Below are 15,700 nucleotides of genomic sequence, written 5' to 3' on the forward strand. Positions count from 1 at the left end.
CGCATAACCGCAGGCTTGGTCAGCCTGTTAGAATCCGATCCTTTGCAGTCAGCTCTGAGCTTTTATGTCTGATTCAACGTCCGTTGCTCCTGAAAACCCGCGCGTCATCGTCGGTATGTCCGGCGGCGTCGATTCTTCGGTTTCCGCTCTGCTTCTGCTCGAACAGGGGTATCAGGTCGAAGGCCTGTTCATGAAGAACTGGGAGGAAGATGACGGCACCGAGTACTGCACCGCGCGCGAGGATCTGGCCGACGCCCAGGCCGTCTGCGATCGGCTCGGCATCAGGCTGCATACCGCCAATTTCGCGGCTGAATACTGGGACAACGTGTTCGAACATTTCCTAGCCGAATATAAGGCTGGCCGAACGCCCAATCCGGACATCCTGTGCAACCGCGAGATCAAGTTCAAAGCCTTTCTTGACTATGCTCTGGCGCTGGGTGCGGACCTGATCGCCACCGGCCATTACGTGCGCCGCCGCGACACCGACGGACACAGCGAGCTGCTCAAGGGCCTCGACCCGAACAAGGACCAAAGCTACTTTCTCCATGCCGTGGGCGGCGAGCAGCTGAGCAAGACATTGTTTCCCGTCGGCGAGCTGGAAAAACCAGCCGTCCGGGTCCTGGCCGAAAAACATGGTCTAGCGACGGCGAAAAAGAAGGATTCGACGGGTATCTGCTTTATCGGTGAACGCCGGTTCAGCGATTTCCTCAAGCAATACTTGCCAGCCCAGCCCGGCGATATCGAGACCATCGATGGCGAAACCATCGGTCGCCACCACGGCCTCATGTATCACACCATCGGTCAGCGGCAGGGGTTGGGCATTGGCGGCCTCAAGGATGCCGGCGATGAACCCTGGTACGTATTGAGCAAGGATCTCGAGCGCAACGTCCTGGTGGTGGGACAGGGCAATGATCACCCCTGGCTGTTCTCCCGCGCCCTGCTCGTCTCCGAGATGTATTGGGTCAATCCGTTGGAGCTGTCCGCACCTCTACGCCTCACCGCCAAGGTTCGATACCGCCAGAGCGATCAGCTCTGCACCTTGGAGCAGACCGCCAATGGCTATCGAGCCATATTCGATGAACCTCAACGCGCCGTCACGCCGGGACAGTCCGTGGTGTTTTACGACGGCGAGGTCTGCCTCGGTGGCGGCGTCATCGAAACTGCCGAACCCTGGTTTGCCGGAGCTCGCTCATGACGCCCCTACAGGAGCAGCTGATCGCGCTCGGTGCGGTGTTCGAAGCCGCCGCGCTGGTCGACCGGATCGCCCGCACCGGTCAGGTTCCGAACGCCGCGCTAGGCAGCATGCTAGGCAGCCTGCTCGTTCGGGAGGACAAACCGGCACGGGAAATCTATGGTGGTGACGACCTCAATCTACGCGACGGCTATCGAGCACTCGTCGGTGCGCTGGAGCGCGATACCAGCAGCCTGCAGCGCGAGCCATTGCGCTATGCCTTGGCCATGATTGGCCTGGAGCGTCAGCTGGATAAACGCAGCGACTTGCTACAGGTCATAGGAAGTCGCCTCGATCAGATACAACAGCAGGTCGACCATTTCGGGCTGACTCACGAAAACGTAATCGCCTCTTTCGGCGGTCTTTACCAGGACACGCTCAGCACGTTCCGGCAGCGCATCCAGGTGCAAGGCGACATGCGTCACCTCCAGCAAAGCGACAATGCCGCCAAGATCCGCGCGCTTCTTCTGGCCGGAATTCGTTCCGCGCGGCTGTGGCGCCAGCTCGGTGGGCACCGTTGGCAGATGGTATTCAGCCGACGCAAACTCCTCGATGCGCTGTACCCCATGCTCCGGTCGGAATAAGCGCCATTGACGCGGCACGGCGACGGTCATTCCGTCGCTTTCATGTATAATCTGCGCCCTCTTTTCGTTGCTCGACTGCCGAGATGCCTCTTATGCAGCTTTCCACGCTCACCGCGGTTTCCCCCGTCGATGGCCGCTACGCCGGCAAAACCAGCGCCCTGCGCCCCATTTTCAGCGAGTTTGGTCTGATTCGCTGCCGCGTTCAGGTCGAGGTGCGCTGGCTGCAACGTCTGGCCGCGCACAGCGGCGTCCCGGAAGTCGCGCCCTTCTCCTCGGAAGCCAATGCGCTGCTCAATCAATTGGCTGAAAACTTCGAGTTGGCGCATGCCGAGCGCGTCAAGGAGTTCGAGCGCACTACCAACCACGACGTAAAAGCAGTGGAGTACCTGCTGAAAGAGCAGGCCAAGCAGCTGCCCGAGCTGGCCAAAGTCAACGAATTCATCCACTTCGCCTGCACCAGCGAAGACATCAATAATCTATCCCATGCATTGATGCTGCGTGAAGGTCGCGACAACGTACTGCTACCAGTGATGCGCCAACTGGCCGATGCCATTCGCGCGTTGGCGGTCGAGCACGCCGATGTTCCCATGTTGTCCCGCACCCATGGCCAGCCCGCTTCGCCAACGACCTTAGGCAAGGAACTGGCGAACGTGGTCTATCGTCTCGAGCGGCAGATCGCACAGGTCGAAGCCGTTCCGCTGCTGGGCAAAATCAACGGCGCTGTCGGTAATTACAACGCGCACCTGTCTGCCTATCCCGATATCGACTGGGAGGCCAACGCACGCGAATTCATCGAAAACGACCTGGGCCTGGCCTGGAACCCCTATACCACCCAGATCGAGCCTCACGATTACATCGCGGAGTTGTTCGATGCCGTGGCGCGCTTCAATACCATCCTCATCGACTTCGACCGAGACATCTGGGGCTACATCTCGCTGGGCTATTTCAAGCAACGCACCGTTGCTGGTGAAATCGGCTCCTCGACAATGCCGCACAAGGTTAACCCGATCGATTTCGAGAACTCCGAAGGTAATCTGGGAATCGCCAATGCTCTGCTGCAGCACTTGGCGAGCAAGCTGCCTATTTCCCGTTGGCAGCGGGACCTGACCGACTCTACAGTCTTGCGTAACCTTGGCGTCGGCTTTGCCCACAGCCTCATCGCCTACGAGGCGAGCCTCAAAGGTATTGGCAAGCTGGAACTCAACCAGGCGCGTATCGCCGAAGATCTCGACAATTGCTGGGAAGTGCTGGCTGAGCCGATCCAGACGGTGATGCGCCGCTACGCCATCGAAAATCCCTACGAGAAGCTCAAAGAGCTGACCCGAGGCAAAGGCATCAGCCCCGAGGCTCTGCAAACTTTCATCGAAAGTCTGGATATACCGGCCGAAGCCAAAGCCGAGCTGCGCAAGCTCAGCCCGGCTGGCTACATCGGCAACGCGGCCGCCCAGGCCAAGCGGATCTGAACAACGCCTTCTTTTTGCACGCCCGGCTGTGCCGGGCGTTTTTATTTGCAGCTCTGTAGCAGAGCAAGGTACCTGCATGACTTCCGATATTCCTTTGCAAATTCTCGGCGGCATAAGCGCGCGCGAGTTCCTACGCGATTACTGGCAAAAAAAACCACTGCTTATCCGTCAAGCGATTCCCTCGTTCGAAAGTCCGGTTTCGCCCGACGAACTAGCCGGGCTGTCGCTGGAAGAGGAAGTTGAGTCGCGCCTGGTCATCGAACATGGCAACAGCCCCTGGGAGCTGCGCCGCGGGCCATTCAGCGAAGACACCTACCAGAACCTACCGGAGCGCGATTGGACATTGCTGGTTCAGGCGGTCGACCAATTGGTCCCAGAAGTTGCCGAGCTCATCGAGCATTTCCGCTTTCTCCCCAACTGGCGCATCGACGACGTAATGATCAGCTTCGCGGCCCCGGGCGGCGGCGTCGGCCCGCATTTTGACAACTATGACGTCTTCCTCCTGCAGGCTCAGGGCCAACGTCGTTGGCGCGTAGGGCAGATGTGTGACGGCGATAGTCCCATGCTGCAACACGCCGACTTGCGCATCCTTGCGGATTTCCAAGGCACCGATGAATGGGTTCTGGAACCCGGCGACATGCTTTATCTGCCACCTAGGCTGGCGCATTTCGGCATCGCCGAAGATGCCTGCATGACCTATTCGCTCGGCTTTAGGGCGCCCAGCGCCGCTGAAGTCCTGACACACTTCACCGATTTTCTTGCTCAATTCCTACCCGACGAAGAACGCTATAGCGACGCTGATCTCACTCCCACCGACGACCCCTACCAGATCCAGAGCGACGCACTTGATCGGCTGCGGGCAATGCTCACCGAACACATGGGCGATGAGCGCCTGCTGCTCACTTGGTTTGGCCAGTTCATGACCGAACCTCGCTATCCGGAACGCGTGCAGGGCCCGGACATGGAAGAGCATGCGCTACTTGCTGCGCTAGAAGATGGCGCGGTCCTGATACGCAATCTCAGCGCGCGCTTGGCCTGGAGCGAGGTCGACATTGGTCTTCTGCTATTCGCCAGCGGCCAAAGCCGCTTGCTGCCTTCGCATTTGAGAGATCTTTTGAAACTGATTTGCTCCGCTGATGCGATACATGTGGAAAACCTCGCACCGTGGCTGAACGACGAAGATGGGCGTAATCTGGTGTGGCAGTTAGTCAAGCAGGGAAGTCTGGAGTTTGCTGATGAGTGATATAGAAGTTCGCATCGCCGACTGGCAGCAGGACAACGCCGATTTGCGTCGAATTCGCGAGACCGTTTTCATCGCCGAGCAGTCGGTGCCGCCTGAGCTTGAATGGGACGCGGACGATGCCGAGGCCGTGCATTTCCTCGCCCTTGAAAGTGGCTATCCCATAGGCACGGCGCGCTTGCTGAATGATGGGCATATCGGTCGCGTCTCCGTACTGCGCGACTGGCGCGGGGTGCATGTTGGAGGCGCGCTGATGAAGGCCGCGATCGAAGAAGCAGAACGTCGTGGTCTCCGCGAACAACGACTGACCGCCCAGGTCCATGCCACCTCGTTCTATGAACGCCTCGGGTTTGAAGTGATCAGCGACGAGTTCCTGGAAGCGGGCCTGCCCCACGTCGATATGCTTCGAAAGAGCGACTGATCCACTATGAATCGCAATGACCCGGATCGACCAACCATCTCCGCAGAGTTGGCAGATATCGATTTTCACTCGCCGGGTCGTTTCGAAATCACTAACCCACCGGCATCGCCAACAGGCTCGGAGCAATGGAGCTCTGCTCCATTCGTTCTGGGTAGTAGCCCGGCTCAGGCCTTCAACAGCGCGGTTGAGGCTCGCCAGCATGCGTTAGCGCTGATTGAACAGGCCCGACGTAGTCTGAATATTTACACTCCAGACTTGGAGCCCTGGCTGTACAACCACAGCTGTATTCAGCAGGCTTGCTCGCACTTTCTTCTGGCACACCCACGCAATCGCCTGCGTATTCTGGTCGGCGATTCCTCCCGCGCCGTCAAGCAAGGGCATCGTCTGGTTACGCTGGCACGCCGATTGACCAGCAACTTGGCGATTCGCAAATTTCATCCAGACTATCCGATGCAAGCATGCACCTTCCTGATAGCCGACAACTGTGGCGTGCTGGTTCGCCCTGAGCCGAACCAATTTTCCGGCCATGCGCTGTACCGCGATCCCGGTCGCGCCCGTCAGCGACAGCGATTATTCGATAACGCCTGGGACCACAGCCTGTCCGACCCTGACCTGCGGAGTTTTCTGCTATGAAGCGCTATCTCCTCGCCGTGTTCCTGGCATTCGTCAGCCTCTCGCTTCATGCCGCGACACAGGTAATCCCTCTCGAATTTCGCATGGCCAAAGACGTATTGCCAATCGCGCAATCGGTAGTCGGCAATCAAGGCAAGGTAAACGCTTACGGGAATCAGCTGATCGTGAACGCGCCTTCCGATGTAATCGCTGAGCTGCAGGATGTGCTGTCCCAGATCGATACTGAGCCCCATCGATTGCTCATCAGTGTCGATACGCAAAACTCGGCGATGAGTAGTGACAATGGCTATCGAGTCGATGGTTCCGCCCGTATCGGTGACGTGGAAATCCAGACCGGGCGCGGGGAAGCCAGAGGCAGTGATCAGGCCCGCATCACCCGTCGCAGCACCAACAGCCAAGCCGGAGGCGTTCAACAGATTCAGGTTACCGAGGGCTACCCTGCTCTGATACAGGTCGGCCAAAGCGTGCCTATTACCACCACTGGCGCCGATGGCTACGGCCAGATCTATCAGCAGACTCAATATCAGAATGTCACGCGCGGCTTCTACGCCACTGCCACGGTTCATGGTGATCAAGTGCAGGTCACCGTTAGCAGCCATAACGACCGAATGAGCTCCTTTCAGCCGGATACTATCAATGTGCAGCAGACCGATACTCGTGTAAGCGGACGCCTCGGTGAGTGGATATCGCTTGGCAGCATCGACGAATCCGCCAGCTCCAATGACAGCGCAACGCTGCGACGCTATTCCACTGAAGGCCGCCAGAATCTGTCGCTACGACTCAAAGTCGACATGCTGGAATAGAACGGCTTAGCGAAGTTTGATGATTTGTAGAAAAATGTAGTGCCATCAAATTTTCACTACAAAACAATTGACGAACCATTTTGGCCGGAGCATCATGGCCCCGCTCCCGCTAATCAGGGGCCCTGCCACGGGCCTCCGGATCACACTCCGCCAACCAGCAGAGGCGATCCGTGACTGTACTGCCCACAAGGCGGACTGACGAGGTTGCGACTGGAACGAGTCGTCCTGAGGGACGGGGAAGCGATTAACGCATCAGCTCGAAGATGTCAGTTCTGCTGAGTCGCCCGACGGCCTGAGCCGCTGTGTGCCGGAATGCCACGATCATTCCACAGCTAGCCGAATCTTTCTGCGGTCGTAACTGCACACCCTCCTCTCTTAGGTTCAATCCTCGTCCCGGTCGGTATTTCGACGCTCTGCCGCGTGTCGCCCGCATCATCATGCGATTAGCACGTAGGTTTCGGTGGGAACAGTCGGTGCTCAACCAAACACGAATTTTTTTGAAAGGATTGACCATGTCCGCTTATCAAAACGACATCAAGGCCGTTGCCGCTCTGAAAGAAGTAGCTGGAAGCAGCTGGAGCGCTATCAACCCTGAATCCGTTGCCCGTATGCGTGCTCAGAACCGTTTCAAGACCGGCCTGGAGATTGCTCAGTACACCGCCGACATCATGCGCAAGGACATGGCTGAGTACGATGCCGATTCGTCCGTTTACACCCAATCGCTGGGTTGCTGGCATGGCTTCATCGGTCAGCAGAAGCTGATCTCCATCAAGAAGCACCTGAAGACTACCAACAAGCGCTACCTCTACCTGTCCGGCTGGATGGTTGCCGCGCTGCGCTCCGAATTCGGCCCGCTGCCGGACCAGTCGATGCATGAGAAGACTGCTGTTTCCGACCTGATCGAAGAGCTGTACACCTTCCTGCGTCAGGCTGATTCTCGCGAGTTGGACCTGCTGTTCACAGCCCTGGATGCCGCTCGCGAAGCTGGCGACAGCGCCAAAGCAGCGGAAATCCAGAACCAGATCGACAACTACGAAACTCACATCGTCCCGATCATTGCCGATATCGACGCCGGCTTCGGTAACCCGGAAGCCACATACCTGCTGGCCAAGCGCATGATCGAAGCAGGCGCCTGCTGCATCCAGATCGAGAACCAGGTTTCCGACGAGAAGCAGTGCGGCCACCAGGACGGTAAAGTGACCGTTCCGCATGCCGATTTCCTCGCCAAGATCGCGGCCGTTCGCTACGCGTTCCTCGAGCTAGGCATTGACAATGGCGTGATCGTTGCGCGTACCGACTCCTTGGGTGCAGGCCTGACCAAGCAGATCGCCGTGACCAAAGAGCCGGGCGATCTAGGCGATCTGTACAACTCCTTCCTGGATTGCGAAGAAATCACCGAAGCCGAACTGGGCAACGGCGACGTCGTGATTAAGCGCGAAGGCAAGCTGTTACGTCCGAAGCGTCTGCCGAGCAACCTCTTCCAATTCCGCAAGGGCACCGGCGAAGCGCGTTGCGTACTGGACTGCATCACCTCACTGCAGAACGGCGCCGACCTGCTGTGGATTGAAACCGAAAAGCCGCACGTTGGGCAGATCGCGGCCATGGTCAATGAAATCCGCAAGACCATTCCTGATGCCAAGCTGGTTTACAACAACAGCCCGTCGTTCAACTGGACCCTGAATTTCCGTCAGCAAGTGTTCGACGCCATGGTCGCCGAAGGCAAAGATGTCTCTGCCTACGACCGCGCCAAGTTGATGAGCGTAGAGTACGACGAAACCGAACTGGCCCAGGTGGCTGATGAGAAGATCCGCACCTTCCAAAAGGATGGCTCCGCCCACGCCGGTATCTTCCACCACCTGATCACGCTGCCGACTTATCACACCGCTGCGCTGTCGACTGACAATTTGGCCAAAGGGTACTTCGCAGAAGAAGGCATGCTGGCCTACGTTAAGGGCGTTCAGCGTCAGGAACTGCGCCAAGGCATCGCCTGCGTCAAGCACCAGAACATGGCTGGCTCCGACATCGGCGACAACCACAAGGAATATTTCGCTGGCGAAGCTGCTCTGAAGGCAAGCGGTAAAGACAACACCATGAACCAGTTCCACTAAGAACGGTTCAGGTTCGGGCCTCGGCTCGAACTGGTGGTGTAAGAACGAGCCCCGGTAGATACCGGGGCTCTTTGTTTGTGTTCAAAAAATCATCAAACGAACCGCTTGTCGGTCGCTGTCGGATTGTCATTAATCTGTCGCGCGTTCAGCCTAGCGTCACAGTTCCGTCGATTACCTATGGAGCTGCATCGTGACTGACAATAGCGACAACATTATGTTTGGCAACGGTGACGAATTGCCGAGCAACCGTTCAGCCAATCCCCATATTCAGGATGTCATCAACGCGGGGCGGCGCAAGGTACTCGCCAACGGTGCGGCAGTCGGCGCACTTGCGTTTCTCGGCGGTCTACCTGCGATTACCAACGCAGCAGCTCCAGCTACCGATCGTGGCTTGCCCTTCCAACGTCGGACCCGACTCCCATTTGGTGCGGTGAGCATTACCAGAGCTGACACGGTGACTGTGCCGTCCGGTTTCTCCGCAACAGCGTTCATCCCTTGGGGCACGCCGATCTGCGGAAGCTATCCTGCGTATCTCGAAGACGCTAGCAACAGCGCGGAAGACCAGGCGCAGCAGACTGGCATGCACCACGACGGCATGCACTTTTTCCCTATGGATGCCAAGTTCAAGGGGCGCAAGAGCGATCACGGCTTACTCGCGCTCAACCATGAATACATCGATGCACCATTGCTACATCGCAACGGCCCCACCGTCGTTAACGGCAAACGCGTCGACGCCGACGAAGTTCGTAAGGAAATTAATGCTCATGGCGTTTCGATTGTAGAGATTCGCCGCAACGCCCGCGGCGAATGGGCGGTATTGCCATCAGCCCGCAACCGGCGCGTCACGGGCGCAACACCGATGCGGATCGAAGGTCCCGCGCGTGGCCATGATCTTATGAAGACCCGTTATAGCCCGAGCGGCACGTCCACTCGGGGAACGCTGAATAATTGCGCGAACGGCTATACCCCGTGGGGAACCTATCTGACTTGTGAGGAAAACTGGGCAGGTTATTTTGCAAATCGCGACATCGAGCTGCCCCGCCATCTGCAGCGCTACGGACTCCGCTCGACGAGCCGTTACGGCTGGGAAACGATCCAGGGTGACGAATTCCAGCGCTTCGACGCAACAGCAACGGCACAGGACCCCAGAGCCGACTATCGCAACGAGCCCAATACGTTTGGCTGGATCGTCGAAATCGATCCGTTCGACCCGGACTCCACACCAGTAAAGCGCACCGCACTCGGCCGATTTGCACATGAAGGACTGGTGTTCGCGCCCGTTACGCCTGGCTGGCCAGTGGTCTGCTACTCAGGAGACGACTCGCAAAATGAATACATCTATAAATATGTAAGCCGCGATAGGTATCGCCCACTGCGCAGCGACGGCCAGCTTCTTGATGAAGGAACGCTTTACGTTGCCCGATTCAACCCAGACGGCAGCGGTGACTGGCTGCCGCTTGACATTGAAAACGCTGATTTTCAACAGGCTTGTGCTGCCGCCAATGTTGAGTTTTCCGACCAAGGCGAGGTGTTGATCAATACCCGCCTCGCTGCCGATATTGTCGGTGCGACGAAAATGGATCGTCCTGAATGGGGAGCCGTACACCCTGACACGGGCGAAGTGTATTTCACGCTGACCAACAACAGCGCTCGGCAGGATGCGGACGCGGCAAACCCACGCGCGCCGAATCCTTACGGACATATCATTCGGTGGCGCGAAGATGGGAAGAACCACTCCGGTACTCAATTTCACTGGGACCTGTATCTTCTCGCCGGCCCACAAAACGACAGCCGTGATCCTCACGGCAAACCGTTGACCGAGGAGAATATTCTGGCGAGCCCTGACGGACTTTGGTTCGATAACGATGGTCGGCTTTGGATACAGACCGATATGAGCGGTGGTCAGCTGAGTAATGGGCCGTTTGGCAACAACCAAATGCTGGTATCAGACCCCATAACAGGCGAAACCAAGCGATTCCTAGTAGGCCCCAAAGGAGCCGAGGTAACAGGAATAACTGCAACACCGGATTTCCGTACGCTGTTCGTTAACATCCAACACCCGGGCGAAGGTTCAACCTCCACCGAGTACTCCAGCACCTGGCCCGATGGCCCAGGACGCCGGCCACGTTCCGCCACGGTAATAATCAGTCGCGAGGATGGCGGGCGAGTAATTTAACTTGCGGCCGCGTCCGGCATGGTCCGGACGCGGCTCGTTAGCGAGTTCCCTCAGGTGCAGTGAACAAGCCCCACGTCGACATGAAAAGCGCAGCAATGAGCGGGCCGATCACGAAACCGTTCAGGCCGAACAGAGCGAGCCCACCCAGCGTTGAAATCAGTACCAGATAGTCTGGCATCTTGGTATCCCTGCCTACGAGAATTGGCCGCAGGATGTTATCGACCAAGCCAATTACCAGGATCCCATAGAGTGTAAGAATCACACTCTGCAGAACCATGCCCTTCATCAAAAAATAGAGTGCTGCCGGGGTCCATATCAGCCCTGCTCCAACCGCCGGCAACAACGACAGGAATGCCATGAGAACGCCCCAGAGCGCGGCCGCTGGAATTCCCAGTACTGCAAAGATCGCCCCGCCGAGAAAGCCTTGGGTAGCTGCGACCACAATGTTGCCTTTAACCGTAGCCCTGACCACACGGGTGAACTTGCTGAATAATCTACGCTTCTGATTATCGCTCAGCGGTAGCGCTCGTCGAATCCGAACGACCAGGTCTCGTCCGTCTCGAATGAGGAAGAACAACAGATATAGCATTAGGAAAAAGCTGACCAGGAACTGGAATGTACCCTGACCAAAGCTGAAGGCCTTGGTCGCCAAAAACTGGCTGCCCTCTAGCGCCCAGCTTGCAAGTCGCTCACGAATCTGGTCGACATCACCTAGCCCGAACCGCTGCAACTGCTGCTCCAGTGACGCGGGTAGCAATTCCCTTGCAGTACCGACAAAGCTACCGACATCCAACTCACCGCTTTCTATCTGCTTATAGAGAGAAGCGCCCTCCTGAACCAGTAATCCGGTAATTAGAATTACCGGGAGCACAGCAACGATCAGACATACCATCAATGTGATAAATGCAGTCAGATTCCGTCTGTTGCCCAGATATTGGTGCAAGCGTCGCTGAAGCGGAGCGAAGATGATGGCAAGAATGACAGCCCAGAAAACGGCGCCATAGAAAGGGAAAAGTATCCAGCAGAAAGCGATAGTGACGACGAGCAACAGCGCAAGAAACACTTTTTGCTCAAGGGTTGAGTTCACTGTTTGCATCCTTTCGCTGCGGCTGTGTTTATTAGTCAGCGTTTGCCGCGAGGAGTGCCGATTTTGGCATAGAGCAAAAATAATCAAACGCCGTTACGAGGACGGCGTTTGAGAGATACACGGGCTAGCGCTCACCCTCTTACAGGATCATGGCGGCAACCCAGCCGAATGCCAGAAGTGGCAGGTTGTAATGCAGGAATGTCGGCACTACCGTATCCCAGATATGGTTGTGCTGGCCGTCGGCGTTAAGTCCAGCTGTTGGGCCAAGTGTCGAGTCCGAAGCCGGCGAACCTGCATCTCCCAACGCGCCCGCAGTGCCTACAAGGCTGACGATAGCCAAAGGACTGAATCCAAGCTCCACCCCTAACGGGACGAAAATAGCCGCAATGATTGGGACCGTAGAGAAGGACGAGCCGATGCCGATGGTGACCAACAACCCCACCACCAACATCATTAACGCACCAGTGGCCTTGCTGTTACCTATCCACTCTGCAGATGCATCGACCAAAGTTTTCACCTCACCGGTCTCACGCATGACTTCTGCGAACCCTGCGGCAGCAATCATGATGAAACCGATCATTGCCATCATTTTCATGCCTTCGGTGAAGAGGTCATCAGCCTCGCGCCAACGCACTACCCCCGAGGCAGAGAAAATAACGAAACCTATCAGAGCTCCGATAATCATCGAGTCCAGCCACAGCTGGACAATGAACGCTGCCGCAACTGCCAACGCCGCAGTCAGTAAGGTGAGAGGGCTATAACTGACGCTTTCCACTTTCGACTGATCTAACTTCGTCAGCACGTACGCCCGCGGCTTGCGATAGCTAAACATGGCAACTAATAAGCCTGCTGCCATACCGAGAGCTGGGATCAGCATGGCTTTGCTTACATTAATTCCCGTGATATCAACACCGCTCTTAGCGACATTGGCGAGCAGAATTTCAGTTAGAAAGATATTACCGAAGCCAACGGGAAGGAACATGTAAGGCGTAATCAAGCCAAACGCCAACACGCATGCTATCAATCGCCTATCGATCTGCAGCTTGCCTAGCACGTACAACAGGGGCGGAACCAACAGAGGAATGAAGGCAATATGAATCGGTAGGATATTCTGTGACGACACTGCTACTACAAGCAGCAGCCCAATCATCATCCACTTGACTGAACCACCCGATTGCACCTCTCTCGTCCCTAGGATTGCCAGAGCTTTATCGGCCAGCGCATGGGCCAACCCGCTTTTTCCGATTGCTACCGCAAACGCGCCGAGCAGCGCATAGGACAGCGCAACCGTCGCTCCTCCGCCGAGCCCCTTATTGAAGGCAGCAAGGCTACCTTCGATCCCCAGCCCACCCAACATGCCGCCGGCAATGGCGCCAGTAATCAAGGCTACGACAACATGAACTCTGCACAGGCTAAGAATCAGCATAATGCCGACTGCGGCCACTACTGCATTCATTTCAACTCCCCGAAACGGCGAATGCCGATAAAAAGTCGGGTAATTTGCCGCAACCCTGCTGTGGTGTCAAAGAACTAAAGGTACGTTAGTAAAGTCGCTTTTTTGAGCGAGCCCCCTGAAACACCGGACACCGTTCCCCCCTTGCCATAGGGGAAAGGCAAACTGTCGTGTTTTATGACTACTAACAAGACAAACATATCGACGTACTCGGCCGAGAGCGGCGTCACCGCTGGAGCGTCGAGGAGAAGGACACCATGGTGCGCGCGAGAGACTTGAGCCCGGGCACAGCGTCCTGGTGGCAACCCGGCGCCACGGCATCAGCCCCAACCAGCTGTTTCATTGGCGCAAGCTCTATCAGGATGGCAGCCTGTCGGCGATGAGCGCCGGAGAGGCTTGGCCCCGGCTTCGGAGCTGGCCGATGCGATGAAGCAAATCGTGAACTGCAACCGATGCTGGGCAAGAAGACCATGGAAGCGCAAGCTCTCAAGAAAGCGTGGAGATCGCCCGTTCGCAATAATGGATTGCGCACTCACCCTTGTTGCCGAAGGATGACCAGTGAAGCTGGTCAGCGAAAGTCTCGGTGTGTTGCGCTCCCACTGACGGCTCGAATCAAAACAGGCCCCTGAAGATTAGAAAGCTCGACGGCAGCGCGTGCTCAACGATGCAGCGCTGGTGGATCGGATCAAAGCCTTAATCTCCAACTTGTCCAGCTATGGCTACCGCTGGGCGCTTCTACGTAGACAGGCCGAACCGGTAGTCAACGTGAAGCGGATTTATCGGGTCATGCGCGACCATGACCTGCTGCTTGAGAAACGCCGCAAGCAGCCCGGCGTGGCTCGTCGTCATGAAGGCCAAGTGACAATGGGCGAGAGCATACCCGTTCGACGGTTTTGAATTACGTTGTGGCGTTGGCGCCAAGCTGCGGGTGACCTTTGCCTTGGACCGCTGCGACCGCAAGGCTATCAGCTGGGTAGCCAGCTCGAGTGGCTACAGCGGTGACGACGTCCGTGACGTCATGCTTGGAGCCGTCGAGAAACGTTTTGGACAGGCACTGCCCGCCACTCAGTTTCAATAGCTGAGCGATAACGGCTCGGCGTACACCACCGAACAGGCGCGCGCCTTTGCTCGGAATTCGGCTTGATACCGCTGACTACGCCAGTGTGCAGCCCGCAGCGCAACGGCATGGCCGAGAGCTTCGTGAAGACGATGAAGCGTGACTACATCTCCCACATGCCCCGTCCGGAACGGCTGACAGCGCTACGCAACCTGGCGATTGCTTTTGAACACTACAACGAAGAGCATCCGCACAGCGCGCTGAAGTACCGCTCACCTCGGGAGTTCAGGCGGCTGGCCGTAACATCAACTTAACGGGGTTGTGGTGTCCGGTTTGATAGGGGCGAGCCCACTTTTATTCCTCGCTGCTGATCAAGCTTTGGAGCCTCGAAGGAGCTTCACGACATCCGAGTTTATAGCCAAGCCCACTTAATCTGTTTCACTGCGACACCCTGGATACAAAACGGTAAAATGCCGCCGCAGAAATTTTTTACCTTTTCGGATGGGCCAGTGGAAATATTCAAAGAGTTTACGTTTGAATCCGCACATCGTTTGCCGTATGTACCTGAGGGCCACAAATGTGGTCGGCTGCATGGCCACTCGTTCCGGGTCGCCATTTACCTAGAGGGTGAGGTCGACGCGCATGCTGGTTGGATTCGTGATTTTGGCGAGATACGGCAAATCTTCAAGCCTATTTACGAACAGCTTGATCATAACTATCTGAACGATTTACCAGGCCTGGAGAATCCCACCAGCGAAAACCTGGCGAAATGGATTTGGGACAAACTGAAGCCGCTGATACCGGAGCTGTCTCGGATTCGCATCCATGAAACTTGCACTAGCGGCTGTGAGTACCGAGGCAGTTAGCGAGAACTGAAACGGCCTGCACTGCCGGGCCACTTTGGCATGGGGAGGCTTAAGCCTCTTCAAAGAACGAGGATACCCTCTTCTCCTGCCGTTTCCCGCATAGGCCATCTACGGCAGCCGCGCATACAGGCTCATCTCGCCTATAGTAGTCGCCGGCAGGTGCCAGCCAGCGTCCACAGGCCCAGCAGGAAGAGCAATATGAGCATGCCGTATTGAGCCGTCGTGCTCGACAAGTGGCATGCAATTCCAGCTCATCCTCACCGTCGGCACCGATATCTCGTTGACGTCTAACGTTCTCGCTGCCTTTTCACCTTGGCGCATTTCCGTTGCTACGCTTGAGTTCTTATTCTTTGGTCGAAGTGGCCTTGATCATGGATAACCTGGATAGGCACGGCGCAACGAAAGGCTGTGGTTGGGTAGCTATTCTTTACATTTCAATCAAAGATGAAAGGGCGAACGGCACGCTTGGCCAATTGCTTTCGTCGCGTTTACGCCGCGAATGGTCCTAACAAGCCAAGCGCTTAAGGATTGCCTATTGGATACGGAAAACGCTTCATAGCATTCGATCTGCTTGATCT

The 15,700-nt window shown here is 56.7% G+C and carries 12 protein-coding genes and 1 pseudogene; 11 read left to right on the top strand and 2 right to left on the bottom strand.

Features of this window, described 5'->3' with window-relative positions; genetic code table 11:
- The first annotated feature begins 64 nt into the window (after positions 1-64).
- The 9 genes from mnmA to NA647_RS09455 all read left to right on the top strand — a co-directional run bounded on the left by mnmA (position 65) and on the right by NA647_RS09455 (position 10,659).
- Entirely contained in the window at positions 65-1,195 is a 1,131-nt protein-coding gene (gene mnmA, locus NA647_RS09415) for a tRNA 2-thiouridine(34) synthase MnmA (protein WP_256057443.1), read from the top strand.
- On the top strand, positions 1,192-1,815 hold the full coding sequence (gene hflD / locus NA647_RS09420; RefSeq protein WP_256057444.1) for a high frequency lysogenization protein HflD: 624 nt from the start codon (positions 1,192-1,194) through the stop codon (positions 1,813-1,815). Before mnmA ends, hflD begins: the two co-directional genes overlap by 4 nt.
- 92 nt (positions 1,816-1,907) lie before the next feature.
- On the top strand, positions 1,908-3,278 hold the full coding sequence (purB, locus tag NA647_RS09425; RefSeq protein WP_256057445.1) for an adenylosuccinate lyase: 1,371 nt from the start codon (positions 1,908-1,910) through the stop codon (positions 3,276-3,278).
- Between the two features lie 76 nt (positions 3,279-3,354).
- Positions 3,355-4,521, top strand: a complete 1,167-nt coding sequence (locus NA647_RS09430) for a cupin domain-containing protein (RefSeq protein ID WP_256057446.1) — start codon at positions 3,355-3,357, stop codon at positions 4,519-4,521.
- Positions 4,514-4,939, top strand: coding sequence for a GNAT family N-acetyltransferase (locus NA647_RS09435; RefSeq protein WP_256057447.1), 426 nt, complete (start codon positions 4,514-4,516; stop codon positions 4,937-4,939). The genes NA647_RS09430 and NA647_RS09435 overlap by 8 nt, the downstream gene beginning before the upstream one ends.
- A 6-nt stretch (positions 4,940-4,945) precedes the next feature.
- Complete coding sequence (locus NA647_RS09440) at positions 4,946-5,572, top strand: histone acetyltransferase HPA2 (RefSeq protein WP_256057448.1); 627 nt, start codon at positions 4,946-4,948, stop codon at positions 5,570-5,572.
- Positions 5,569-6,375: a secretin N-terminal domain-containing protein gene (locus NA647_RS09445; protein WP_256057449.1), complete on the top strand. Its 807-nt coding sequence runs from the start codon at positions 5,569-5,571 to the stop codon at positions 6,373-6,375. The genes NA647_RS09440 and NA647_RS09445 overlap by 4 nt, the downstream gene beginning before the upstream one ends.
- A gap of 512 nt (positions 6,376-6,887) precedes the next feature.
- Positions 6,888-8,483, top strand: coding sequence for an isocitrate lyase (locus tag NA647_RS09450; RefSeq protein WP_256057450.1), 1,596 nt, complete (start codon positions 6,888-6,890; stop codon positions 8,481-8,483).
- Positions 8,484-8,697: 214 nt separating this feature from the next.
- Positions 8,698-10,659, top strand: a complete 1,962-nt coding sequence (locus NA647_RS09455) for a PhoX family protein (protein WP_272889624.1) — start codon at positions 8,698-8,700, stop codon at positions 10,657-10,659.
- A gap of 37 nt (positions 10,660-10,696) precedes the next feature.
- Here NA647_RS09455 and NA647_RS09460 read toward each other — a convergent pair whose 3' ends face one another.
- Both NA647_RS09460 and NA647_RS09465 read right to left on the bottom strand, forming a co-directional pair.
- Positions 10,697-11,755 (bottom strand): AI-2E family transporter, encoded by a 1,059-nt coding sequence (locus tag NA647_RS09460; protein WP_336604947.1) that lies wholly within the window; start codon positions 11,753-11,755, stop codon positions 10,697-10,699.
- A 130-nt stretch (positions 11,756-11,885) separates the two neighbouring features.
- The gene (locus NA647_RS09465) at positions 11,886-13,202 is read right to left on the bottom strand and encodes a Na+/H+ antiporter family protein (protein WP_256057452.1); all 1,317 of its coding nucleotides are present in this window, start codon (positions 13,200-13,202) and stop codon (positions 11,886-11,888) included.
- 197 nt (positions 13,203-13,399) lie between these two features.
- Between NA647_RS09465 and NA647_RS09470 the strand changes: the two are divergent.
- Both NA647_RS09470 and queD read left to right on the top strand, forming a co-directional pair.
- Positions 13,400-14,570 (top strand): annotated as a pseudogene (locus tag NA647_RS09470) (IS3 family transposase).
- 195 nt (positions 14,571-14,765) lie between these two features.
- On the top strand, positions 14,766-15,122 hold the full coding sequence (gene queD / locus NA647_RS09475; protein ID WP_256057453.1) for a 6-carboxytetrahydropterin synthase QueD: 357 nt from the start codon (positions 14,766-14,768) through the stop codon (positions 15,120-15,122).
- Positions 15,123-15,700 lie beyond the last annotated feature (578 nt).

This window comes from Stutzerimonas stutzeri (assembly GCF_024448985.1).
Lineage (GTDB): Bacteria > Pseudomonadota > Gammaproteobacteria > Pseudomonadales > Pseudomonadaceae > Stutzerimonas > Stutzerimonas stutzeri_AP.